23 protein-coding genes and 1 pseudogene are annotated in these 22,090 nt (G+C 56.6%); 12 read left to right on the top strand and 12 right to left on the bottom strand.

The annotated features are described in order from the left end of the window. Positions 1-2: 2 nt before the first annotated feature. Genes ACR0JE_RS00635 through ACR0JE_RS00615 form a run of 5 tightly spaced genes read left to right on the top strand, consistent with a single transcriptional unit; the run spans position 3 to position 5,710 of the window. Positions 3-1,100 (top strand): branched-chain amino acid ABC transporter permease, encoded by a 1,098-nt coding sequence (locus ACR0JE_RS00635; protein WP_480862276.1) that lies wholly within the window; start codon positions 3-5, stop codon positions 1,098-1,100. Beyond that, positions 1,097-1,861, top strand: coding sequence for an ABC transporter ATP-binding protein (locus tag ACR0JE_RS00630; protein ID WP_480862274.1), 765 nt, complete (start codon positions 1,097-1,099; stop codon positions 1,859-1,861). Before ACR0JE_RS00635 ends, ACR0JE_RS00630 begins: the two co-directional genes overlap by 4 nt. Beyond that, a complete protein-coding gene (locus ACR0JE_RS00625) occupies positions 1,858-2,631 on the top strand; it encodes an ABC transporter ATP-binding protein (protein WP_480862272.1) in 774 nt (257 codons plus the stop codon). Before ACR0JE_RS00630 ends, ACR0JE_RS00625 begins: the two co-directional genes overlap by 4 nt. A gap of 5 nt (positions 2,632-2,636) precedes the next feature. Further along, entirely contained in the window at positions 2,637-4,523 is a 1,887-nt protein-coding gene (locus ACR0JE_RS00620; RefSeq protein ID WP_480862270.1) for an AMP-dependent synthetase/ligase, read from the top strand. A gap of 26 nt (positions 4,524-4,549) precedes the next feature. Then, a complete protein-coding gene (locus ACR0JE_RS00615; protein ID WP_170536808.1) occupies positions 4,550-5,710 on the top strand; it encodes an ABC transporter substrate-binding protein in 1,161 nt (386 codons plus the stop codon). 38 nt (positions 5,711-5,748) lie between these two features. On the opposite strand, the gene ACR0JE_RS00610 is transcribed toward ACR0JE_RS00615, so the two are convergent. The 5 genes from ACR0JE_RS00610 to ACR0JE_RS00590 all read right to left on the bottom strand — a co-directional run bounded on the left by ACR0JE_RS00610 (position 5,749) and on the right by ACR0JE_RS00590 (position 9,722). Continuing rightward, positions 5,749-6,468, bottom strand: a complete 720-nt coding sequence (locus ACR0JE_RS00610; protein ID WP_480862268.1) for a class I SAM-dependent methyltransferase — start codon at positions 6,466-6,468, stop codon at positions 5,749-5,751. A gap of 212 nt (positions 6,469-6,680) precedes the next feature. Continuing rightward, complete coding sequence (rpsI, locus tag ACR0JE_RS00605; RefSeq protein WP_010440030.1) at positions 6,681-7,166, bottom strand: 30S ribosomal protein S9; 486 nt, start codon at positions 7,164-7,166, stop codon at positions 6,681-6,683. Between the two features lie 6 nt (positions 7,167-7,172). After that, positions 7,173-7,631, bottom strand: coding sequence for a 50S ribosomal protein L13 (gene rplM, locus ACR0JE_RS00600; RefSeq protein WP_039536983.1), 459 nt, complete (start codon positions 7,629-7,631; stop codon positions 7,173-7,175). A 152-nt stretch (positions 7,632-7,783) separates the two neighbouring features. Then, positions 7,784-8,305, bottom strand: a complete 522-nt coding sequence (locus tag ACR0JE_RS00595) for a GNAT family N-acetyltransferase (RefSeq protein WP_480862266.1) — start codon at positions 8,303-8,305, stop codon at positions 7,784-7,786. Positions 8,306-8,318: 13 nt separating this feature from the next. Beyond that, complete coding sequence (locus ACR0JE_RS00590) at positions 8,319-9,722, bottom strand: aminotransferase-like domain-containing protein (protein ID WP_480862264.1); 1,404 nt, start codon at positions 9,720-9,722, stop codon at positions 8,319-8,321. Positions 9,723-9,821: 99 nt separating this feature from the next. On the opposite strand from ACR0JE_RS00590, the gene ACR0JE_RS00585 reads away from it, so the two are divergent. Beyond that, positions 9,822-10,049, top strand: a complete 228-nt coding sequence (locus tag ACR0JE_RS00585) for a YjiS-like domain-containing protein (RefSeq protein WP_170536815.1) — start codon at positions 9,822-9,824, stop codon at positions 10,047-10,049. Between the two features lie 59 nt (positions 10,050-10,108). Here ACR0JE_RS00585 and ACR0JE_RS00580 read toward each other — a convergent pair whose 3' ends face one another. Further along, positions 10,109-10,552: a PaaI family thioesterase gene (locus ACR0JE_RS00580; RefSeq protein WP_480541529.1), complete on the bottom strand. Its 444-nt coding sequence runs from the start codon at positions 10,550-10,552 to the stop codon at positions 10,109-10,111. Positions 10,553-10,601: 49 nt separating this feature from the next. Between ACR0JE_RS00580 and ACR0JE_RS00575 the strand changes: the two are divergent. The 4 genes and pseudogenes from ACR0JE_RS00575 to gluQRS all read left to right on the top strand — a co-directional run. Further along, positions 10,602-11,396, top strand: a pseudogene (locus ACR0JE_RS00575) (enoyl-CoA hydratase); the annotation flags it as partial. A gap of 257 nt (positions 11,397-11,653) precedes the next feature. Next, positions 11,654-12,994, top strand: a complete 1,341-nt coding sequence (trmFO, locus tag ACR0JE_RS00570) for a methylenetetrahydrofolate--tRNA-(uracil(54)-C(5))-methyltransferase (FADH(2)-oxidizing) TrmFO (RefSeq protein ID WP_480541531.1) — start codon at positions 11,654-11,656, stop codon at positions 12,992-12,994. A 37-nt stretch (positions 12,995-13,031) separates the two neighbouring features. After that, positions 13,032-13,646 carry a class I SAM-dependent DNA methyltransferase gene (locus tag ACR0JE_RS00565; RefSeq protein ID WP_480862262.1) on the top strand — a complete coding sequence of 205 codons (615 nt, stop codon included), beginning with the start codon at positions 13,032-13,034 and terminating at the stop codon, positions 13,644-13,646. Then, entirely contained in the window at positions 13,643-14,524 is an 882-nt protein-coding gene (gluQRS, locus tag ACR0JE_RS00560; RefSeq protein ID WP_480862260.1) for a tRNA glutamyl-Q(34) synthetase GluQRS, read from the top strand. Before ACR0JE_RS00565 ends, gluQRS begins: the two co-directional genes overlap by 4 nt. A gap of 51 nt (positions 14,525-14,575) precedes the next feature. On the opposite strand, the gene hisI is transcribed toward gluQRS, so the two are convergent. Beyond that, positions 14,576-14,965 carry a phosphoribosyl-AMP cyclohydrolase gene (hisI, locus tag ACR0JE_RS00555; protein WP_480549270.1) on the bottom strand — a complete coding sequence of 130 codons (390 nt, stop codon included), beginning with the start codon at positions 14,963-14,965 and terminating at the stop codon, positions 14,576-14,578. Positions 14,966-15,013: 48 nt separating this feature from the next. On the opposite strand from hisI, the gene ACR0JE_RS00550 reads away from it, so the two are divergent. Together ACR0JE_RS00550 and ACR0JE_RS00545 are read left to right on the top strand one after the other, a co-directional pair. Next, entirely contained in the window at positions 15,014-15,466 is a 453-nt protein-coding gene (locus ACR0JE_RS00550; RefSeq protein ID WP_480862258.1) for an iron-sulfur cluster assembly scaffold protein, read from the top strand. Positions 15,467-15,526: 60 nt separating this feature from the next. After that, on the top strand, positions 15,527-16,165 hold the full coding sequence (locus ACR0JE_RS00545; protein ID WP_480862256.1) for a MarC family protein: 639 nt from the start codon (positions 15,527-15,529) through the stop codon (positions 16,163-16,165). A 186-nt stretch (positions 16,166-16,351) separates the two neighbouring features. On the opposite strand, the gene ACR0JE_RS00540 is transcribed toward ACR0JE_RS00545, so the two are convergent. From ACR0JE_RS00540 to sciP, 5 genes are all read right to left on the bottom strand, one after another. Continuing rightward, the gene (locus ACR0JE_RS00540) at positions 16,352-16,474 is read right to left on the bottom strand and encodes a hypothetical protein (protein WP_353007504.1); all 123 of its coding nucleotides are present in this window, start codon (positions 16,472-16,474) and stop codon (positions 16,352-16,354) included. A gap of 112 nt (positions 16,475-16,586) precedes the next feature. Beyond that, positions 16,587-18,677 carry an ATP-dependent DNA helicase RecG gene (gene recG / locus ACR0JE_RS00535; protein WP_480862254.1) on the bottom strand — a complete coding sequence of 697 codons (2,091 nt, stop codon included), beginning with the start codon at positions 18,675-18,677 and terminating at the stop codon, positions 16,587-16,589. After that, on the bottom strand, positions 18,674-20,800 hold the full coding sequence (ligA, locus tag ACR0JE_RS00530; protein ID WP_480862252.1) for an NAD-dependent DNA ligase LigA: 2,127 nt from the start codon (positions 20,798-20,800) through the stop codon (positions 18,674-18,676). The genes recG and ligA overlap by 4 nt, the downstream gene beginning before the upstream one ends. Positions 20,801-20,923: 123 nt before the next feature. Then, positions 20,924-21,640: a response regulator transcription factor CtrA gene (gene ctrA / locus ACR0JE_RS00525; RefSeq protein ID WP_480549277.1), complete on the bottom strand. Its 717-nt coding sequence runs from the start codon at positions 21,638-21,640 to the stop codon at positions 20,924-20,926. Positions 21,641-21,725: 85 nt separating this feature from the next. Then, a complete protein-coding gene (gene sciP, locus ACR0JE_RS00520; RefSeq protein ID WP_480541548.1) occupies positions 21,726-22,019 on the bottom strand; it encodes a CtrA inhibitor SciP in 294 nt (97 codons plus the stop codon). Positions 22,020-22,090 lie beyond the last annotated feature (71 nt).

Below are 22,090 nucleotides of genomic sequence, written 5' to 3'. Positions count from 1 at the left end.
CCATGCGTATCGTTTTCAAAACCGATTACATGCAGGATATCCGCCCTTGGAAAGACAGCTATCAGCTGAGCCTCTATCTGATCTTGCTTGTTGTCGTCGCAGCGGCCCCATGGTGGCTTGATGATTTCTATCTGGGTGAACTGACCAACGTTCTAATTTGGGCTATCGCTGGTTTGGGCCTGATGATCCTGACCGGCCACACCGGTCAGGTCAGCCTGGGCCACGCTGCGTTTCTAGCGTTTGGCTGCTATGCCAACGTGATCCTGATCGAAGCGGGGGTGCCCTTTTTGATCGCCTTCCCGCTTGCCGGTGTGTTGACCGGCATAGCGGGAGTAACCGTCGCCATCCCTGCCTTGCGCCTGCATGGCATTTACCTCGCGATCTTCACGATGGCGCTGTCGATCCTGATGGATGACGTGATTGTTCTGAGCGAACCTTTGACCGGCGGCGTGGCGGGCAAGTTCATAGGTGGCGTCGATATCTTCGGGCTGAGCGTGGATCGTTGGGATACGCCCGCACCGTTCTTTTGGCTGGTGCTAAGCGTCGCCGTGCTGGTTACGCTGGGTTATATCAACCTGCTGCGCGCGCCATTGGGGCGCAGCTTCATCGCAGTGCGGGATTCCGAAGTTTCCGCGCAAGCCATGGGCGTGGATATCGCGCGCACTAAGATGATCTCTTTCGCGCTGTCTTGCGCGGTGACCGGCTGGGCGGGTGCGCTGATGGGAATGTTCTCCGGGGCGTTTAATAACGAGACCTTCTCTGTCCTGATTTCGATCCAGCTGCTGATGATGATCGTGATCGGCGGGTTGGGCTCGATCCATGGCGCGTTTCTGGGGGCCATCGTAATTGGCTTCCTGCCGCAATTCCTGTCAATCTCAAAGGAATACGTCGGTGCGGTCTTCGGCGGCTACACAGTTGCTATTCCGGGGCTAGAATTCGGCATCTTCGGCATGATCCTGATCGCCTTCATCCTGTTCGAACCCCTGGGCATGTATGGCCGCTGGCTGAAAATCCGTACATGGTTCGAGCTGTTCCCGTTCTACCGCAAGGACATGTTCAAACGGCAGAAATCCTACCTCAAGACGGAGCGTCTGAGATGAGCCTGCTGGAGTTTGAAAACGTCACCCTGAAATTCGGCGGCGTCACCGCGGTTGATGATCTGTCGTTTGAGGTCGAGGAGGGCGAGGTGTTTGCCATCGTCGGCCCGAACGGCGCGGGCAAGTCGACTGTATTTAATCTGATTTCGCGCTTCTACGACCCTGTCGCGGGCTCGATCCGGTTTGACGGTCATGATCTGTTGCGGGTGAAACCCTCAGGCGTTGCTGCATTCGGTGTGGCGCGGACGTTCCAGAATATCGAACTGTTCGAACATGCCACGGTGCTTCAAAACCTACTGGTTGGGCGGCACCGGCACCGCAAAACCAACCTGCTGTCCGAGGTTCTGTTTTTCCCCTCGGCCCGCAGACAGGAACTGGAAAACCGCGAGAAGGTCGAACAGATCATCGACTTCCTCGACCTGCAGGCCTATCGCGACAAGATGATCTCGGGCCTGCCTTACGGTGTGCGAAAAGTGGTCGAGGTGGCGCGCGCGCTGGCTACCGATCCCAAGCTGCTACTTCTGGACGAACCGGCCTCAGGCCTGTCGGTCGAAGAAACCACGGATATGCGCTGGTGGATCGATGATATTCGGCGTCAGATGGGGATCACCGTTCTGATGGTCGAACATGATATGGGGCTGGTCTCGGGCGTGTCTGATCGCGTGTTGGCTATGGCGGACGGCGCCAAACTGGCCCTCGGCACTCCGGCTAAGGTACAATCCCACCCCGCCGTGGTCGAGGCTTACCTGGGAAAAGCCTCATGAGCGAGCCGATCCTGAAAATCCGCAACATCGAGAGCTTCTATGGCCCGATCATGGCCATTCGCGGTGTGTCGCTGGATGTGCACCCGGGCCAGATCGTCTCGATCCTGGGGGCCAATGGCGCGGGCAAGACCACATTGATGAAAACGGTTTCGGGTGTCATGGACCCCGAAAAAGGCAAGATCATCTTTGACGGGCAGGATATTCAGGGATCTGAGCCGCATAAGGTCGTGCAACAGGGTATCGTGCATGTCCCCGAGGGACGCGAAGTGTTTCCCCTGCTGACCGTCAATGAAAACCTCAGCCTCGGGGCCTATACGGCCAAAGACAAATCCCAGATCGAACAAGACCGAGAGATGGTGTTCAGCTACTTCCCGGTTCTGAAAGACCGTCGCGGACAAGAGGCCGGGACGCTGTCAGGCGGGCAGCAGCAAATGCTGGCGATCGGCAGGGGGCTGATGGCCAGCCCCAAGATCATGCTGCTGGACGAACCTTCGCTCGGCTTGTCGCCGCTGTTGGTTCAGGAAATCTTTGGCATTCTGAAACGTCTGAACGAAGAGCAGAAGATGACAATGATGCTGGTCGAACAGAACGCTCACGCCGCGTTGGAATTGGCCCATCATGGTTATGTGATGGAGGTCGGGCGGATCGTCATGGACGGTGCTGCTGACAAGCTTTTGCAATCCGAGGACATCCAGAACTTCTATCTGGGTGTGCAGGAAGAAGGTGCGCGGGAAAACCGCCGCTGGAAACGCAAAAAGACGTGGAGGTGACGCGGATGGACAGTACGCCCCTGCCCCCTCAGATCGACATAAACGGCGTTCAGTTCAATGCAACTGCAGGTCAGCGCCCCGTGCGGGTCGACGGGGCTGTCACGATCTCGGAATTGTTCCAGAACCGCTGCGCTGATCTGGGGGATCGCACGGCGCATCGGGAAAAAGATCTGGGAATCTGGAGATCCTACTCGTGGGCCGACTATTGGCAGCACGCCAAGTGGATCGGGCTTGGCTTGCGTAAGTTAGGGCTTGAGCGCGGTCAGGTCGTCTCGATCCTGTCCGAGGACCGCAAGGAATGGGCGTGGTTCGACATGGGCATTCAATGTGTCGGCGGGATTTCATCCGGCATCTATACGACCGATGCGGCCAGCCAAGTGCAATATCTGATCAACGACAGCACCAGCCGCTTTCTGATCGTTGAAGACGAAGAGCAACTGGACAAGTTTCTCAAGGTCGAAGACGCGGTTCCCGATTTGAAGAAGGTCATCATCCTTGAAGATGAAGGTCTGCATGACCTCGACCACCCGCGCTGTATGATGATCGACCAGCTTTACGCCCTTGGTCAGCAGGCAGAGGCAGAGGGCTCGGGCCGGTTCGAAGCCGAAATCGCCCAAGCCCGACCATCCGACACCGCCTTGCTGGTCTACACCTCTGGCACAACGGGCCAGCCCAAGGGTGCGATGCTGAGCCATGAGAACATTCTGGCCGCCATGGAAAGTGGCGCGCGGGCCCTGCCTGCCAAGGCCAGTGACGAACAGCTCTGCTTCCTGCCGCTATGTCATATTCTGGAGCGCGATGTCTCGGTCTATTTCCCTTTGGCCTCCAAATGCACGGTGAACTTCGCGGAAAGCCCGGAAACGGTGTTTGCGAACCTGCAAGAAGTCTCGCCCACCACCTTCACCGCTGTGCCGCGCGTGTGGGAGAAGATTTATGCTCAGGTCCAGATCATGTCACAGGACGCAACGCCCTTTGGGCGGATTGCGTTTGGACTGGCGGTCAAGGCCGGTCTGGCGCGAGCTGAGTACCTGAGCAGAGGACAGCCTGTCCCGGCAGGTATCGCCGCCCAATTCTGGGTTTGGGATCATCTGGTCCTGCGCAACCTGCGGCGAATGCTGGGCATGGACAAGATGCGCCGAGGCGGGTCTGGTGCGGCCCCAATCTCGCCTGATCTGTTGAAATGGTACTGGGCGATTGGCGTTCCGCTGGTCGAAGGGTTCGGCATGACCGAAACCGCGGGTCTGGCATCACTGAACACCACCGATGAGAACCGTATCGGAACCATCGGTCGCGCGGCAGAGGGTTGCGATATCCGGGTCTCGGACGAAGGTGAGTTGCAGATCAAAGGTCTGAACATCTTTCAGGGTTATTGGCGCAACAACGCCAAGACGGCTGAAAGCTTCACCGATGATGGATGGCTGCGCACAGGCGATGTCGGAACGATTGACGCGGATGGCTATGTCTCGATCACCGGCCGAATGAAGGACATCATCATCACGGCAGGCGGCAAGAACATCACCCCGGCCGAGATCGAAAGCCGGCTGAAGTTCAGCCACTACATCTCGGACGCTGTGATTGTTGGCGATCAGCGCAAGTTCCTGACGGCGCTCATCATGATCGATCAGGAGAATGTCGAGAAATTCGCGCAGGACCGAAAGATCCCCTTTTCGAATTTTGCCTCGCTTTGCGCAGCACCCGAGATCAAAGAGCTGATCGGGGCCGAGGTCGCTTCGGTAAACGCGGATTTCGCCCGCGTCGAACAGGTCAAGGATTTCAGGCTAATCGACGTGTTGTTGACGGCTGAAGATGAAGAGCTGACTGCGACGATGAAACTGAAACGCGGGGCCGTGGAAAAGAAACACGCACATCTGATTGAAGACATGTACACTTAACCAAAGCACGAAACGGGAGGAGAACTATGAGCAAGCTGATAAACCGGCTAACGGTCGCGGCGGCTTTGACGGCGTCGGCCACGATGGGCTGGGCACAAACGCAGGGTGTGACCGATGATGAGATCGTGATCGGTGCGGTCAATGACCTTAGCGGTATTTTCGCCGCCGTGGGCGTTCCGGCGACCAAAGGCGCGAATGTGGTCTTTGATCGGGTCAATGCGGCAGGCGGCGTTCATGGTCGCACGATCCGCTATGTGGTCGAGGACAATGGCTATCAGATGCCGCGCGCGATGCAGGGCTATAACAAGCTGCTGAACCGCGACAAGGTATTCGCCATGCTGCAATCGCTGGGCACGCCCATGAACCTAGCCGGGTTTAAACTGCTGGACCCGAAAGGCATTCCCAACGTTGCCCCCCTGACCGCTGCACGGCAAATGCTGCAAGAGCCGGTCAGGAACAAGTTCACGTCGTTCTCAACCTATTACGACCAGGCGCGGGTTGGCGTGAAATACCTCGCCGGCGAGTTCGGGTCGCAGGCTGTTTGCACTATGTATCTGCCAACCGATTTTGGTGAAGAAATACTGGAAGGTAGCAAATCGGGCGCGGAAGAGGCAGGTATCTCATTTGCTTCGGAAACCACGCACAAACCGGATGAAACGGATTTTGTCGGCTCGTTGAGCAAACTTAAGGAAGATGGCTGTGACATCGTCACCATAGCGCTTGGGGTGCGTCAGGCTATCACCGTTGTTGGGACTGCCAAGAAGATGGGCCTGACGGATATGAAATTCCTGGGTACATCGGCCAGCTTCCTGACCGTTGTGGCACAGGTTCCGGGTGGTGTGACCGATGGGTTCTACGCCGCAGCATCCTGGCAGGACCTATGGGCGCGCGCGGATGAACCCGTCCCTGCCGCGTTTATCGAGGAATACAAGGCCGCCACAGGCGAAGACCCGGTTGGCTTTGCAATGCTGGGCTATTCCGCCGCTGAGATGATGGTCAAAGCGCTAGAGGCCGCCGGCCCAGACCTGACCCACGATAGCTTTATCGCCGCGATGGAATCGCTGGACTACACGGATGAGCTGGTCGGCAACCACATCTCGTACAGCGCGGATGATCATCAGGGCGCCGATACGGTCTTTGTGAATGTGGTGGAAAACGGAGCCTGGAACCTCGTCTACGAGGAGTAGGCCATCCAATGAAAGGGGCTGCGGCCCCTTTCGCACTCTCAGGCCCTAAGCAATTTCTTTAGTCTTTTCCGCAATTTCTGCGCTCTGGGCCGGGCATAGATCTGAGCTGGCGTCAGAGTTGCATACCCACCGTGATCGATGACGCGAAATCCCGTCTGGGCATTGACGATCAGAAACTGGTTGAACGGAAGCGTATAGATCGGAAGCCCCTGCGCCTCGCAGAAATAAATGGCATAGGGAAAAACCTCGCTGGGGCTGTATTCTTGGCTATGCTGCCAGATCGTCTTGGTGAAATCATCGCCGCCAATGAACCCATCCTTGCGGATCTTCGGTAGCATCGCATGAAGATCAATGGTGATCCCACGCAAGGTGTGATCGCCGTCGATATACGCCAAGTCCAGCGAGCGGTCTGGTATCTGCGACTGTGCGTTGCGTGTTGTGTCGCGAATTTCAGTCACCTTGTCCAGAAACGGGCTGACCCGTCTGAGCGCTTCGTTTCGGATTTCTTCGAACTCGATATCGGTTTTGTTGGCGGGTTTGTTCCAGTCCGGCAGATTCCGCCATGGATCGATCAGGGTATAGTGTTCAATTTGCGCGACCTGTGTCAGCAGGGTTTCTGCAAACTGGCCTTTCCAGACCCCAACCTCACAAACAGATATACACTTCAGCCGCGAGCTGAGATTGACCCACAATTGATGCCGGTCCTGACTGATCCCGATCGCCTGTTCAATAATTTCGTCAAGCTCTGCCGTGTCCATGGGTGCCTCGAACTACGCGACAACCTTAGGCCACCGCTTTGAAAGGAAACTACGGTCTTCTAACAGTCTGTACTCTTCGAGATCAGGTTTACACGAATTGGCAGCGCTGGTTTCAAAATTTGAGACAGGCAGCGCATTGTTGCCTATCAGCACAAAAAAAAGGGCGCCTGCGATTGCAGACGCCCGATTTGAAATCTGGAAGCAGTTGGTGATTAACGCTTCGAGAACTGGAACGAACGGCGGGCTTTGCGCTTACCGTATTTCTTACGTTCCACAACGCGGCTGTCGCGGGTCAAGAAGCCAGCGGCTTTCAGGGCGCCACGCAGGTTCGGATCATAAAGCTGCAGCGCTTTCGAGATGCCGTGCTTGACCGCACCGGCCTGACCGGTCAGGCCACCGCCTTTGACGGTTGCGACAACGTCAAACTCACCTTCTACACCGGCAACCTGGAACGGCTGGCGCAGGATCAGCTGCAGAACGGGACGTGCGAAGTACTTGTCCTGGTCCTTGCCGTTTACGGTGACTTTGCCGGAGCCCGGCTTGATCCAAACGCGGGCAACAGCGTCTTTACGCTTGCCGGTGGCGTAGGAGCGGCCCAGCTCGTCACGCACGGGTTCGCGCACGATGACTTCTTCGGCCACGGTTTCAACGCCTGCGACGGCGCTCAGCTCTTCGAGAGTATTGATCTGATCAGCCATCGGTCATTAGCTCCGGGTGTTTTTCTTGTTCATGGACTTCACGTCCAGAACTTCGGGCGCTTGCGCCTCATGAGGATGCTCGGCACCGGCATAAACGCGCAGGTTGGTCATCTGCTGGCGCGCCAGACGGTTGCCCGGCAGCATGCGCTTGACCGCTTGGGTCACGACGCGCTCGGGGTGTGCACCCTCAAGGATCTGCTGCTTGGTGCGCGACTTGATGCCGCCCGGGTGGCCAGTGTGCCAGTAGAAGTTTTCTTCGCGCTTCTTGCCGGTCATCTGGATTTTGTCAGCGTTGATCACGATGACATTGTCGCCCATGTCCATGTTCGGGGTGAACGACGCTTTGTGCTTGCCACGCAGGCGCATGGCGACGATCGAGGCGAGACGGCCCAGAACAACGCCCTCGGCGTCGATCAGGATCCATTTCTTGTCGATGTCTGCAGGTGTTGCAGAAAAGGTTTTCATGGCAGGATAGTCCTGTTTGATGTGAAAGACCGCCCTAATACAGAGCGGCCCGAATTCGATGGACGGGTTTTATGGGGTGAAAGCATGCAGGTCAAGCGCGCAAAGATAGATTTACTTGTTAGATAACAATGCTTTAAAAAATAGGTATTATTTTACCCCATATTACTCCACACATCTTTCAGCAAAACCCAGCGCATCCACATCGTAGGACCATTCCCCAAGTCAAGTGATTGGTTATCCACGTGTCGTGCCCCTAGTTTTGCTGTCGCTTTTTGCGATCGAATATTGGAAGGGTCGATATGAAACCAGACTTGGTCCCAATCCTGAAAGGCATAATCAAGCATCAGCGCCTTTACCGCCCGATTACTGGCGCCGCCCCAATGATCCACAGTCAGAAAACTATACCCAATCGCGATCCCCCCGGGAACCTCGGGTGGTTTGTAGTATTTTGAACATCCCACGACCTGACCACCTAATTCGCGGATCGTCACAGCACCTTCTGTCGCAAGCAGGAACTCAAAATACGGGCCAAAGACATCTCTTTTGTGCCTCGTCCTTGCCGGGTGGCCGGCCCAGATCACAGGGTCGCTGGCGGCAGCATAGAGCGGCTCGAAATCGGCTTCTGTCATTGGGTCGATTACAAACCCGCCGCCGCGCAATTGGGGGATATGCATTAAACCAGTCATTTTAGACCGAGATCTGTTCCGGTGGATTGTCCAGCAAAGACCGCAGACGCATCATCGCGTCTTCAAATCGTTGCAGCGAGACATGCCCGTTCATGGCAATGCGCACTGCATTTGGTGCACGACCATCCCGCAATGCGAACTCATCCGCAGACCGCAATTGTATCCCCTCTCGCTCAGCCGCACGGCTAAAGGCAGCGGCGCGCCAACCCGACGGCAGGTTCAGCCAGACAAACGGAACATCGGGGGCCCAGTTCAGATCAAACCCACCCAAGGCGTTTACTGTGATGTGAACATATTCCGTCATCCTACCACGTACGTCTTGTGCAATCTGACGCGTTCGAGGATCGGACAGAAGCAGGCGGGTTAACTCGGCCAAGGGCTGAGCCAAGCCAAAATACCCATATTCGGCAGACCGTCGCAAACCCACGCTGCGTTCACGTGGCGCGATGGCAAAGCCGACCCGCAAGGCCGGGGTCAGAATTTTCGAGATCGAAGACACGTGCCACCCACGCTCGGGCGCAAGGGCGCGGAAGCTGGGTTCTTTGGCATCCCCCATGCGATAGCAATCATCCTCAACGATTTGGACATCAAATTTCCGCGCGATCTCAACGATTTCTTTGCGCCTTTCCAAAGGCGTGTGCGTTGCGGTTGGGTTTTGCACTTCGGGTGACACGCACACCGCCTGCGCCGGGGTTTGGCGCAGAACATGTTCCATTGCGCCGGGATCGATACCCCATTTGTCCATTCTGATGCCGACCACCTCGGCGCGCATCAACTCTCCGGCACGACGGAAACCGGCGTAAGACAGGTCCTCGACCAAAACGACCGGCTTGGGCCCTTGCAGGATGGTTTGAAACACCAGGCATAGCCCATTCTGCCCCCCATGGGTCAGGACAATGTCATCATCGTTCAGCGGGCCCAGCGGAAGATCCGACAGCCAATCAACCACAGCCTGTCGCATGGGCTGATACGCATCGCGCGTGGGATAGTTCATGAACAACGCGGGATCGGATTGAGAGACTTTCTGCAAGCACTCGCGGATCAACGACACCTGCCCCATATCCACCAGCCTGGGGCTGAATAGGCTGACATGGTGGGTGTTCTGCGCCTCGGCCAGATGAAGCTGCCTGGACCAGACATCATCCAGAATCGGAGATTTTGGCGGGGCCACAAATGTACCACGTCCTACCTCGGCTTGTAGCAACCCCTCATCGGTGAGAATCGTATAGGCGCGTGCCACAGTGCCGGGTGTAATTTGCAATCGATACGCCAGTTCCCGCACCGGTGGCAGTTTGGTGCCGATATCTAAAGTTTTGTTATCAATAGCTTTTCGTATTGTGTCGGCAACCAGAGTATACTTTGGCCCCTTGGACTTTGGCAGCGTGTTTGGCCAAATTGTATCCATTACAATTCTTCCTTTGCGTTTGACACAATCTTGAATGTATCAAGTACACATATCGAACATCAATGCTTTGTGTCAATACAATTGGAAAGGAATACTCAGATGACACGCACAATGCACAACCCCGCCCTCTTGCTGCTGAACGACAGCCCCCGGTTGCCGCTGATCGCCGCGCTGGCCGTGCGGTTTGCGGCGGCGGTCACTCAATGGGAACGCCGTCGTCGCAGTCGCATTAACCTGAGCTATCTGGATGACAGGCTTCTTGAGGATGTTGGTCTGACCCCAATGCAGGCCAAACGTGAAGTAAGCCGCCATTTCTGGCAGCTCTGATTGATCCCCAGTCCCATTTTGGGACCTCTTCCTGGGCCGGGGTATATCCCCGGCCTTTTTTATCCAAACTTGGCCGCAGCCGACCCTGCCGGTGGAAGGGAATAGGTCATACTGGCCCGAGCAACGGGCTGATCTGACCCTTCTGAGTAGATCAGCACATCCCCGACAGCCAGGCTGCGCCCAAGTTTCAGCAACCGACAAGTTGCAACCAGATCTTTGCCGCCTTCCGGTTTTCGCAGAAAATCCAGAGAACTGTTGGTGGTTACGGCAAGCGACTGACGACCTTTGCGCGCCAGAACCATGGCGTAAACACAAACATCAGCCAGCCCGAACATCGAAGGGCCAGACACCGTACCACCCGGGCGCAAGTGACGATCTGCCACAACAAGGCGCATGGTGATGCTGTCTTCATCCAGCGCCTCGACCACGAAATCCTTATGGACCTGTGGGAATACCTCGGCCAGGTATTGTGACAGTTCGTCCTTGTTCAGCGCCAATCCCATGCTTCCCCTCCTGTATCTTGCGCCCTAGAGTTGGCCCAACAGCCAGCAGGAGGGCAAGATGGCAATTTTGGAACGTAACGACACTGGCGCGGTCGCGCAGCTTCGATTGAATGCGCCGGATCGGTTGAACGCCCTGAGCGATGAGATGCTGGCGGCCCTGCAAACTGAGTTCGACAAGCTGCGCGAGGACAGATCGATCCGCGCCATCACCCTATCGGGTGCGGGCAAAGCCTTCTGCGCCGGGCATGACCTGAAACAGATGACAGCAGGCCGGCAATCCGAGGATGGCGGCAAAGCCTATTTTCAGGATCTGTTCAATCGCTGTGCCAAGATGATGATGTCAATCCAGTCCCTGCCGCAGCCCGTTGTCGCGCAAGTGCACGGCATTGCGACAGCGGCGGGATGTCAGTTAGTGGCGACCTGCGATCTGGCCGTTGCGGCTGAAGGCACACGTTTTGGTGTGAATGGTGTGAATATTGGGCTGTTCTGTTCGACGCCCATGGTCGCACTTAGCCGCAACATCCCCAGAAAACTGGCCTTTGAGATGCTGACAACTGGTGATTTCATCACCGCCGAACGCGCAGCGGAACTCGGCTTGGTCAATCGCGTGGTGCCTGAAATGCTGCTGGAACACGAGACAATCTCGCTTGCAGAGCAGCTGGCCAGCAAGTTGGGAAGTGCGGTGAAAATCGGGAAAGAAGCGTTTTATCAACAGCTTCAGATGCCACTGGATCAGGCCTATTCCTATACCGGAGAGGTAATGGCGCAGAATATGCTGCATCGGGATACAGAAGAAGGCATTTCCGCCTTTATCGAGAAACGCCCCCCGAATTGGACCCAATAACGCAATTGTGGGGTATATTTTTTGCCACTGTTTTCATTTTTGCACTTTTCAAAAGGGCAGCACTGTGGCAAAGCTGAGACGAGGCTAAGGCCTCGGACATACTTTTGGGTCGCCGTGGGCGGAAGGTCCCTCCAAGCTGGTTTCTCTCACCGGCGTTGACATTCCCGCAGCGGCGACCCCAAGACCTCCCGTAAAATCAGCGCTACATTCCTTCGGGTGAGTTGCGTCCACTTGCCCCCTGCCCTATGTGGCAGCGCATGACACAAGTTTTGCATATCGTGGGCGGCGGCATGGCCGGGTCCGAGGCCGCATGGCAAGCCGCAGAGATGGGCGTGGATGTAGTTATCCATGAAATGCGCCCCACTATCGGCACTTTTGCGCACCAGACAGGCAACCTTGCCGAAATGGTGTGCTCAAACTCTTTTCGCTCTGACGATGATGAACAAAACGCCGTTGGTTTGCTGCATTGGGAGATGCGCGCCGCGAACGGGCTGATCATGACCACGGCTGATGCGCACCGCCTGCCCGCTGGTGGTGCGCTGGCGGTTGATCGCGATCCGTTTGCCGAAGACGTCACCGCCAAGCTACGCGCCCATCCCCGCGTGAGCGTCACCGATGAAGAGGTCACGACGCTGCCTGATGATGGGCATTGGATCTTTGCCACGGGTCCTTTGACCTCGCCGGCTCTGGGTAAAGCGATCCAGGCTGAAACCGGGGCTGAGGCGCTGGCCTTCTTCGATGCGATCGCGCCGATTGTCTATGCCGACAGTATCGACATGAGCCAGGCCTGGATGCAGTCTCGCTATGACAAAGGCGAGACCGAGGAAGAGCGGACGGCTTATCTGAACTGCCCCATGGACCGCGATCAGTACGAAGCCTTTATCGATGCCCTGCTGGCCGCCGACAAAACCGAGTTCCACGAAGGCGAAACCGCGGGCTATTTCGACGGCTGCCTACCCATCGAGGTGATGTCGGAACGCGGACGCGAAACCCTTCGCCACGGCCCGATGAAGCCCGTTGGCCTGACCAACCCACATCAGCCGGATGTAAAACCGCATGCCGTTGTGCAATTGCGCCGCGATAATGCCCTGGGCACGCTGTTCAATATTGTGGGCTTCCAGACCAAGATGAAATACGGCGCCCAGACCGAGGTGTTCCGCATGATCCCTGGCCTGGAAAACTCCAGCTTTGCGCGTCTGGGTGGTATCCATCGGAACACGTTCATCAACTCGCCTACCCTTTTGGACGGGCAGATGCGTTTGAAATCGAAACCGAACATCCGCTTTGCCGGTCAGATCACCGGAGTCGAAGGCTATGTTGAAAGCGCTGCGATGGGTCTGCTGGCCGGGCGACTGGCCGCAGCAGAAATTCTGGGGCACTCGCTGCCCGAGGTGCCGCAAGACAGTGCGATGGGTGCTTTGATCCACCACATCACGGGCGGGGCTGAGGCAAAGACCTTTCAGCCGATGAATGTGAATTTCGGCCTGTTCCGTCCGGTCGACGGCCTGAAAGGCGGTCGTCGGGGACGCAAGGACCGTTACAAAGCCTACACAGATCGCGCCAAAACTGAATGGAACAACTGGTTAGCCGCTTGCTGACTGGACGAAGCGTAGAGGTTCAGCCTACCATCGGCATATGAGCGACGAATTCTTCAAAAGCACCTACGATCTGGAAACCCCCGAACAGACTGAGGCCCACTACCAAAAATGGGCCGCAACTTATGAGGCCGAAGTGGCCGAGCAAGGTTATGCTACACCGGATCGCGTGGCTCAGGCGCTCTGGTCGCAAAAGCCCGAATCTCAGATGCCGGTTCTGGACTATGGTTGCGGCACCGGTCTGTCAGGGGTCGCGTTGCGAAATGCCGGTTTCGCAGTCATCGACGGCATGGATCCAACCATCAATATGCTGGCAGTTGCAAAAACCAAAGGCGTCTACAGAACACTGTCCAGCTTTGAGATCACCGATCCTGCGCCGCTTACCAATGAAGCTTATACTGCGATCACGGCCATCGGTGTCATCGGAGCAGGTGCAGCCCCGCCTGAAACGCTGGATATGCTGATGCACGCGCTGCCCAAAGGTGGAATGCTGTCGTTTTCCTTCAACGATCACACACTTGCGGATCACACGTATACAGCGCGGCTGAACGACTGGTTGGATATGGGCGCTGCACGACTGTTGTTCCGTGAACACGGTCCTCATTTGCCGGGTCTGGACATGAACTCCGACGTGTATGTACTAGAAAAAACGTGACATTCACCACGCGCTTTGCGCCATCACCGACGGGTCCTTTGCATCTGGGGCACGCCTATTCGGCGTTGCTGGCCCATGATATGGCGACGTCTGAAGACGGTGAATTCCTATTGCGGATCGAAAATATCGATCAATCCAGATCGCGCCCGCACTGGGAAGAACAGATCTATGACGACCTCACATGGCTTGGCCTGCGTTGGCCCAAACCCGTCATGCGCCAATCCGAGCGTCAGGCAATCTACGATGCAGCGCTGGATGAACTCTGGCGGCGTGGCTTTCTGTACCCCTGCAGCTGCAACCGAAAAGATATTGCTGCAGCGGTCAGCGCCCCGCAGGAAGGCGCACAGCTATTGGGCCCTGATGGCGTGATCTATCCGGGCACATGTAGGCACCGCGTACCAAAATCAGAAGATACACCCCGCCCACAAAACGAAGCGCTGCGCTTGGATATGGCCAAAGCGGCGCAACACGTTTTTAACAGTGACGCCATAGCCGGACAGTTCACCGAACATGGCACAGGCCCCAAGGGCGAAACCGGAACGGTCAAGTTTACGCCGGAAGAGTTGATCACAACGATCGGTGACGTTGTCCTCGCTCGTCGAGGCATGGGGACGTCGTACCATTTGTCCGTCGTTCTGGATGATGCAGCACAGGGCATCACGCGGGTTGTGCGAGGTCAGGATCTGTTTGACGCCACGCGCATCCATGTCCTGCTACAGGCCCTTCTGGAGCTGCCAGTCCCCGAATACTTCCACCACGATTTGATCCGTGACGACGCAGGCAAGCGCTTGGCGAAACGAGACGATGCCCGCGCGATATCGAAATACAGATCCGACGGTGCAAGCCCCGAAGACATCCGCGCGATGGTTGGTCTTTGACCACGCTGATTAGAATCAGGAATATGCGCACTCAAGGCAGAGCGCGGGCCTTTATTCCATCGGTTTCATCAACTCGGTCTCATCCCCGTCCCGGATGGCGGTATAGAAACAGCTGCGCCGGTTCGTGTGACAGGCAGGACCTTTCTGATCAACCAGAACCAGCAGACAATCCCGGTCACAATCAACGCGGAAATCGATCAACGCCTGCGTATGCCCCGAAGACTCACCCTTTATCCAGAAGGATTGCCGCGACCTTGACCAATAGGTAACCCGACCTGTTTCCAAGGTGCGTTCAATCGCTTGCGCGTTCATCCAAGCCATCATCAGAACCTCGCCCGATGCATGGTCTTGTGCGATGGCTGGAACCAGCCCCGCCTCATTATATTTCAAGGTTGCGGGGTCAAACACAATTGGATCAGTCATCAGAAAAACCTTTTGCATCCCAAGGGCTGGCCACTATGTATGGGGAACACGCAACGAGGGAAAGCCATGAGTGGCGAAAACGATCTGATAAAGCTGTACTCGGCAAGAATTCTTGCGCTGGCCGCAGATATCCCCCATCTCGAACGGCTGGAGAACGCCGACGCAACGGTGAAAAAGCGCTCACCTCTGTGCGGATCAACGGTATCCGTGGATGTAAAGATGCAGGATGGGCGTGTCAGTGCTTTTGGGCAGGATGTCAAAGCCTGCGCATTGGGTCAGGCTTCGGCCTCTGTTGTGGGTGACGCAGTGATCGGCGCGACGCGCGTACAGATCGAAACGGCCCGGGATCAGCTTGCAGCGATGTTAAAAAAGGACGGCCCGGTTCCGGATGCACCGTTTGACGGGCTTGAGGTTCTGATGCCGGCACGCGAGTACAAAAACCGTCACGCCTCGATCCTGCTGTGTCTGGACGCCACGGCCGAAGCCATAGCACTTGCCGAACAGGCCAACTGCGCCTGAGCGTAGCTTTTCCACACTTTCCCGTCTAACCTCGCCAACAACTGGTTAGAGGGGTTCGATGTGGACAATTTACTAGAGCATTTTGTAACCCTATGGGTCGTGATCGACCCGATCGGTACGATCCCGGTTTTCATCGCAGTGACCGCAGGTCTTGCGGCATCGGCCCGCAGACGGGTCGCCGTTCTGGCCGCACTGATCAGCGCCGGGGTCCTGCTGTTCTTCCTCATCTTCGGCCAATTGCTGATCGAAGCGCTGGATATCGGCTTGAACTCGTTTCAGGTCGCTGGCGGCATCATTCTATTCCTGTTCGCGTTGACCATGATCTTTGGTGAAAGCAAGCAGGATATCGAACAACGCGCAGCCGAAGATGACAAAGACGACAAAACCCATAAGCACAACCCAGCGATCTTTCCGTTGGCGGTGCCGTCCCTCGCCTCACCCGGCGCGATGCTGGCGATCGTCATTCTGACCGACAACAACCGCTACAGCGCAGTAGACCAGGGCATCACAGCCTTAGTCATGCTGTCTGTGCTCGTGATCGCATTTATTCTCATGTTGCTGGCCGAGCCGATCATTCGTCTGATCGGTCATTCCGGGGCTGCCATCATCAGTCGCGTGATGGGCATGATCCTGGCCTCAGTCGCCGTCAATTCGGTTTTATCAGCCATGCTGGAAATCATGAAAACTGGTCAGCTGTAAAAAAACCGCCGCTCCTTCCGGGCGGAAAGGGCGGCGGCAGTCTATGCGTGTCTCGCGTGGGGTCCGGAACGCCGCGCGGGGCCGAGGCAAGGCCCCTTCAAGGGGTTTGGGACAGGCAGGTCACCCTTGATCGTAATGGGGATGACAGGCGCGGGTTGATCGGCACGAGATCGCAGGCAGAAAGGCTTAGAATCCAACGGGAAGGTGAAGGGCAACCATCAGCATGACAACCAAGGACGCAACCCCCGCGACATCCTGCAGGATGGTCGTGTGCGAACGGCTAAACGCGGTCTTGATCTGGGTCAGCATTGGGCCACCTCCGGTCGAAGATTTAATCCTTTGTTGACCTTTTGTTCTCATATTTCCTCAAGTCAGTAAAGAACTTTTTAAGAACATTTGTGAACTTTAAGGGATTATTTTCCTAACCCACTGAAATCAAACGGATCGCCTGATCCTGTTTCATCAGCCATAGCAGAACACGCGCGGCTTTCCCTCGGTCCGAGGTCAACTTCGGGTCTTGGTTCAGCAGCGCGCGGGCATCTGATTGCGCCACCGCCATCAACCCGGCCTGCCGTTCGAGATCGGCAATGCGAAACTTTGGCAATCCTGATTGCGCGGTCCCGATCAGGTCACCCGCACCACGCATTTGCAGATCGGTTTCCGAGATACGAAAGCCATCCTCGGTCTCTCGCAGCACTTCCAATCGTTTGCGCCCCCCTTCGCTAAGCGGCGGTTGATACATCAACAAACAGGTTGAATCCGCATCACCTCGACCAACACGCCCGCGAAGCTGATGCAGTTGAGCCAGTCCAAAAATCTCGGCCCGTTCGATCACCATGATCGTGGCATTTGGCACGTTTACACCAACCTCGATGACGGTCGTGGCCACCAGAACTTTGGTGTCACCGCTCTGAAAAGCTGCCATGGCCGCGTCTTTCTCGGCTGGCGGCATCTGGCCGTGAACAAGACCCACAACTCCTTCACCTAGAATAGCACGCAGGCGTTTGAACCTTTCTTCTGCAGCGGTCAGGTCCGATACTTCGGATTCGTCCACCAAAGGACAGACCCAGTAGCACTGCCGCCCCTCATCAATCGCACGACGTAAATGCGAGACAACCTCATCCATACGGTCCGTGCTGACAATGGCTGTCTTGATTGGCTTCCGACCGGGCGGCTTTTCATCCAGAACCGAGACATCCATGTCGCCATATTGCGCCAGTGCAAGACTGCGTGGAATCGGAGTGGCCGTCATCACCAGCACATCCGCACCCTGCCCCTTTTCTGACAATTCCATCCGCTGGCGCACGCCAAACCGGTGCTGTTCGTCAACGATGGCAAGACGCAGCGCGTGAAACTCCACATCGCTCTGGAACACCGCATGTGTGCCAACCAGAATCTGAATATCCCCAGCTTTCAGGGCTGCCAGCTTCGCCCGCCTCTCGGCCCCTTTGTCGCGCCCTGTCAGGATTTCCAGCACCACGCCGGCCTCTTCAGCCAGTGGGCGCAATCCTTCCAGATGCTGCCGCGCCAAGATCTCGGTCGGGGCCATCATCACGCCCTGCCCGCCAGCTTCGACCGCAATCAGTAGCGCCATGAAGGCGACCAGTGTTTTCCCGGCCCCCACATCGCCCTGCAACAGACGGTTCATCCGCGCATCAGAGGCCATATCAACAGAAATCTCTTCGATGGCGCGGGTCTGTGCCTTGGTTGGGCGATAAGGCAGGCTACCCAAGACCCTCGATTGCAACGCGCCGGTTCCAGCGCTGACGATACCCCGCGCTTTACGCTCGATCTGGCGCGCCAAAGCCAGCGTCAACTGATGGGCCAGAAGCTCATCATAGGCCAGACGCTCTCGTGCGGGTGAAAACGCCGCCACATCATCTGCGCCCTGCGGGTTATGGGCCGCCTCGACGGCCCCCTTCCAACCTGACCACTTCTGTTGTGCCACCTGGGCCAGATCGATCCATTCCGCCAGGTCTGGCGCGCGCGCCAAAGCGCTGCGGGCGGCTTTGAAGGCCGTCTTTTGGGTGACGCCCTGGGTCAGGTGATAAACAGGTTCGAATTCAGGGATATCCTGTGCCTGCTCGACAGGCAGCATATGATCGGGATGGACCATCTGCGCCATACCATCAAACAGCTCCAGCTTGCCCGAGATCACACGGCGCGAACCCTGTGGCAGCAGTTTTTTCAGGTAATCGCCCCGCGCGTGAAAGAACACGAGCTGGAAATCGGCCTGACTGTCTTCGACATGGATGCGATAGGCACCGCCCTTGTTGCGCGACGGTCTGTGCGGGCCAACGGTGACCTCAACCGTCAAAGTCGATGGCAAATCAACACCTTGAATGGTATCGCGCCGACGCCGGTCAACCACCGCATAAGGCAGACCAAACAGCACGTCGCGCGGGCTTTCGATCCCGCTTTGCGCCATGGCTTGCGCCGTTTTTGGGCCGACACCCTCTAACGTTTCCAACCCGGCAAACAGCGGGAACAGCTGTTCGGGCCGTCCACTCATGCGCCGTCAATCAGCTGTAGCCAGCCATCCTCATCCAGTGTTTCGATCCCCAGTTCAACGGCTTTCTTGGCCTTGGACCCGGCACCTGGACCAGCGACGAGCAGATCGGTTTTCTTGCTGACCGAACCAGAGACCTTGGCGCCCAATGCCTCAGCCCGGGCTTTGGCTTCGGCACGGGTCATCTTTTCCAGCGTTCCGGTGAAGACGACGGTTTTACCCGCAACCGGGCTGCCTGTTGTATCCGGGCGCTTTGCCTCCTCTACCTGCAACTGGGCAACAAGATCATCGATGCTGGCTCGTTCCGCTTCTTGTGCAAAGGCCGAAACCAGCGCGCGGGCCATGACTTCGCCCACTCCGTCGATACCCAGCAGGTCCTCCCATTCGGGTCCCTCGAAGGTGGCCGCTGCGATCACGGCGGTTTCGAATTCGGCCCAACTGCCATAGTGAGTGGCAATCAGGTTCGACGCGGCCTCACCCATGTGGCGAATGCCCAAAGCGAACAGCAAACGCCCGAACCCGATATTGCGTTTTTCATCTATTGCGGCCCACAGGTTGCCCGCGCTTTGCGCGCCCCACCCTTTGCGGTTGGCCAGTTTGGTCAGATTGCCCGCATCGCGCTGTTGCAGCGTGAAGATGTCGACCGGCGTTTTGATCGGCAACTCGGGATCGTCATAGAACATCTCAATTTGCTTGGCACCCAGACCTTCGATGTCAAACGCCTTGCGCGAGACGAAATGCTTCAGTTTCTCAACAGCTTGCGCAGGGCAGATCAAGCCACCTGTGCAGCGCCGAACCGCATCGCCTTCTTCCCGGATTGCCTCGCTGCCGCATTCGGGGCATCGCGTTGGAAAATCGTAAGGCACTGCGTCATCTGGGCGTTTGGAGATGTCGACATCTGCGATCTTGGGGATCACATCGCCGGCGCGGTACACCTGTACCCAATCACCGACCCTAATATCCTTGCCATCGCGGATTTCACCGCCCTTGGCGTCACGGCCCGCGATATAATCTTCGTTATGCAATGTGGCGTTTGAGACAACGACGCCGCCCACCGTAACCGGATGCAATCGTGCAACCGGGCTAAGCGCGCCGGTCCGACCAACCTGAATGTCAATTGCTTCAAGCCGAGTCCAGGCCAGTTCAGCAGGAAACTTGTGGGCAATCGCCCAGCGGGGCGTGGTTGAGCGGAACCCTAACCGCGCCTGTAACGCCAGATCGTTGACCTTGTAGACGACACCGTCGATATCATAGCCCAGCGTGGCGCGCTGTGCTTCGATTTGTCGGTACTGGGCCAACATTTCATCCGTGGTTTTGCATTCTTGAGTTAACTCATTCGTTGAGAAACCAAACGCATTTAAGCGGTCAATCGCGCCTTTCTGAGTATCAGAAAGCGGTTCTGACACCTCACCCCAGGCATAGGCGAAGAACCGGAGCGGCCGCGCGCGGGTGATTTCCGAATCCAACTGCCGCAACGACCCGGCCGCTGCATTTCTAGGGTTGGCAAAAGTCTTCCCGCCGCTTTCGGTTTGACGCTGATTGAGTGCGTCGAAATCTGCGTGCGACATATAGACCTCGCCACGAACCTCTAAAATAGCGGGTGCATTCTCGATGGTTTGGGGAATATCGGCCAGCGTTCGGGCATTGGCTGTGACATTCTCACCAACCTCTCCATCGCCGCGCGTAGCCGCTTGAATCAGCTTGCCGTTTTCATAGCGCAGCGAAAGGGATAGGCCATCGATCTTGGGTTCCGCAGTATAGGCGAGTGGTGCTGCGTCATCCAGCCCGAGGTATTTGCGGATCGACCGGTCAAAATCGGCCACATCCTCATCGTCGAACGCATTGCCCAGTGACATCATGCGCACGGCATGGGTGACCTTGGAAAACCCGTCTGCTGCCCGGGCACCGACCTGATCACTGGGGCTGTCGGCGCGTTTGAGATGTGGGAATCGCATCTCGATTTCGGCATTGCGCCGTTTCAGCGCATCGTAGTCTGCATCCGAAATCTCGGGCGCATCTGCGCCGTGATACAGTTGATTGGCCTGCAAAAGCACCTTGGCCAGTTGAGCAAGCTCGGCCCGGGCCTGGTCTTCGGTCAGGTCTGCTGTTGGAATTGAATTGCCCATGGCCTCGCCCTGTCACGTCTTCTTGGACATCAGTGATAGGGCGAGGCCACGGCTAGGTCCAGACGTGCTGAGCCGTGAGTGTGGGTGCCGCCCTGGACCAACAGCGGCACAAGTGTTCGGATGTCAGGCGCCGACTGCGATACGGGTATCGTCCATGCTGTCGGATTGCGGATCACGCAGCACATAGCCGCGGCCCCAAACCGTTTCGATATAGTTGTCGCCACCGGTTGCATTGCTGAGTTTCTTGCGCAACTTGCAGATAAACACATCGATGATTTTCAGTTCTGGCTCATCCATGCCGCCATAAAGGTGGTTCAGGAACATCTCTTTTGTCAGGGTTGTGCCCTTACGCAGGCTCAACAGCTCCAGCATCTGATATTCCTTGCCAGTCAGGTGAACAGTCTGGCCATCAACCTCAACCGTCTTGGCATCCAGGTTAACAGCAACGCGCCCGGTATGGATCACCGATTGTGAATGCCCTTTCGAACGTCGGATAATCGCATGGATACGGGCAACCAGTTCTTCGCGATGGAACGGCTTGGTCAGATAGTCATCCGCGCCAAATCCAAAGCCCTTGATCTTGCTTTCCGTATCGTCAGCCCCAGATAGGATCAGGATCGGAGTTTCCACCCGCGCGATCCGCAATTGGCGCAGTACTTCATGCCCGTTCATGTCCGGCAGGTTCAGGTCCAGCAAAATGAGATCGTAATCATAGAGTTTTGCCAGATCGATCCCTTCTTCCCCCAAATCCGTCGCATATACGTTCAAGTTTGCATGCGTCAGCATCAATTCGATGCTTTTGGATGTGGTTGGATCATCCTCGACAAGAAGTATTCTCATTTCACTGCTCCAATTCAGGTCATAAAACTTCAATTCAATTCAAACCTGATCAAAAATGGTTAATCTGACGTTACCGTTGAATCATTTATTCACTTTCATCTTTAGGTTGTCGATATTTTTTTAGGGCTGTTACTTTCAATGCCTCGATTCCGTGTTCGGCGACGGCAGATACCCATGTGTTGAACTCTTCATCGCTGATGCCATATCGTTTCTTGGCGTCCGACAGAGTGATCAGGCCGTAAAGAACGCCACGCACAACAATGATTTTGCGAGACGCGACCCAGCGTCGTGTGTCAGCGGGTGGAAGATCTGCGCGCGACAGAACCGAGCCATCCGGCAAGGTAACAGATCGCGGCCCTTCAACTTTGTGCAAATACATCTTTCTACCCTTTTCCTGCTGCGACAAAGCTGACATCAGCCTACTTAATGCCGCGTGAAACCGCCCCTTGA

It is taken from the genome of Ruegeria sp. H3, assembly GCF_056533095.1.
This window is presented reverse-complemented; position numbering and strand designations above follow the sequence as displayed.

Bases quoted from the DNA above. Each gene is read 5' to 3' on its own strand.
- ACR0JE_RS00540 (WP_353007504.1), bottom strand. From the start codon at position 16,474: ATGCTGACCCAGATCAAGACCGCGTTTAGCCGTTCGCACACGACCATC.
- ACR0JE_RS00590 (WP_480862264.1), bottom strand. From the start codon at position 9,722: ATGGATACAATTTGGCCAAACACGCTGCCAAAGTCCAAGGGGCCAAAG.
- ACR0JE_RS00595 (WP_480862266.1), bottom strand. From the start codon at position 8,305: ATGCATATCCCCCAATTGCGCGGCGGCGGGTTTGTAATCGACCCAATG.
- ACR0JE_RS00550 (WP_480862258.1), top strand. From the start codon at position 15,014: ATGAGTGGCGAAAACGATCTGATAAAGCTGTACTCGGCAAGAATTCTT.
- ACR0JE_RS00620 (WP_480862270.1), top strand. From the start codon at position 2,637: ATGGACAGTACGCCCCTGCCCCCTCAGATCGACATAAACGGCGTTCAG.
- ACR0JE_RS00580 (WP_480541529.1), bottom strand. From the start codon at position 10,552: ATGGGATTGGCGCTGAACAAGGACGAACTGTCACAATACCTGGCCGAG.
- ligA (WP_480862252.1), bottom strand. From the start codon at position 20,800: ATGGGCAATTCAATTCCAACAGCAGACCTGACCGAAGACCAGGCCCGG.
- rplM (WP_039536983.1), bottom strand. From the start codon at position 7,631: ATGAAAACCTTTTCTGCAACACCTGCAGACATCGACAAGAAATGGATC.
- trmFO (WP_480541531.1), top strand. From the start codon at position 11,654: ATGACACAAGTTTTGCATATCGTGGGCGGCGGCATGGCCGGGTCCGAG.
- sciP (WP_480541548.1), bottom strand. From the start codon at position 22,019: ATGTATTTGCACAAAGTTGAAGGGCCGCGATCTGTTACCTTGCCGGAT.
- rpsI (WP_010440030.1), bottom strand. From the start codon at position 7,166: ATGGCTGATCAGATCAATACTCTCGAAGAGCTGAGCGCCGTCGCAGGC.
- ACR0JE_RS00565 (WP_480862262.1), top strand. From the start codon at position 13,032: ATGAGCGACGAATTCTTCAAAAGCACCTACGATCTGGAAACCCCCGAA.
- ctrA (WP_480549277.1), bottom strand. From the start codon at position 21,640: ATGAGAATACTTCTTGTCGAGGATGATCCAACCACATCCAAAAGCATC.
- ACR0JE_RS00635 (WP_480862276.1), top strand. From the start codon at position 3: ATGCGTATCGTTTTCAAAACCGATTACATGCAGGATATCCGCCCTTGG.
- ACR0JE_RS00610 (WP_480862268.1), bottom strand. From the start codon at position 6,468: ATGGACACGGCAGAGCTTGACGAAATTATTGAACAGGCGATCGGGATC.
- recG (WP_480862254.1), bottom strand. From the start codon at position 18,677: ATGAGTGGACGGCCCGAACAGCTGTTCCCGCTGTTTGCCGGGTTGGAA.
- ACR0JE_RS00625 (WP_480862272.1), top strand. From the start codon at position 1,858: ATGAGCGAGCCGATCCTGAAAATCCGCAACATCGAGAGCTTCTATGGC.
- ACR0JE_RS00585 (WP_170536815.1), top strand. From the start codon at position 9,822: ATGACACGCACAATGCACAACCCCGCCCTCTTGCTGCTGAACGACAGC.
- ACR0JE_RS00615 (WP_170536808.1), top strand. From the start codon at position 4,550: ATGAGCAAGCTGATAAACCGGCTAACGGTCGCGGCGGCTTTGACGGCG.
- hisI (WP_480549270.1), bottom strand. From the start codon at position 14,965: ATGCAAAAGGTTTTTCTGATGACTGATCCAATTGTGTTTGACCCCGCA.
- ACR0JE_RS00630 (WP_480862274.1), top strand. From the start codon at position 1,097: ATGAGCCTGCTGGAGTTTGAAAACGTCACCCTGAAATTCGGCGGCGTC.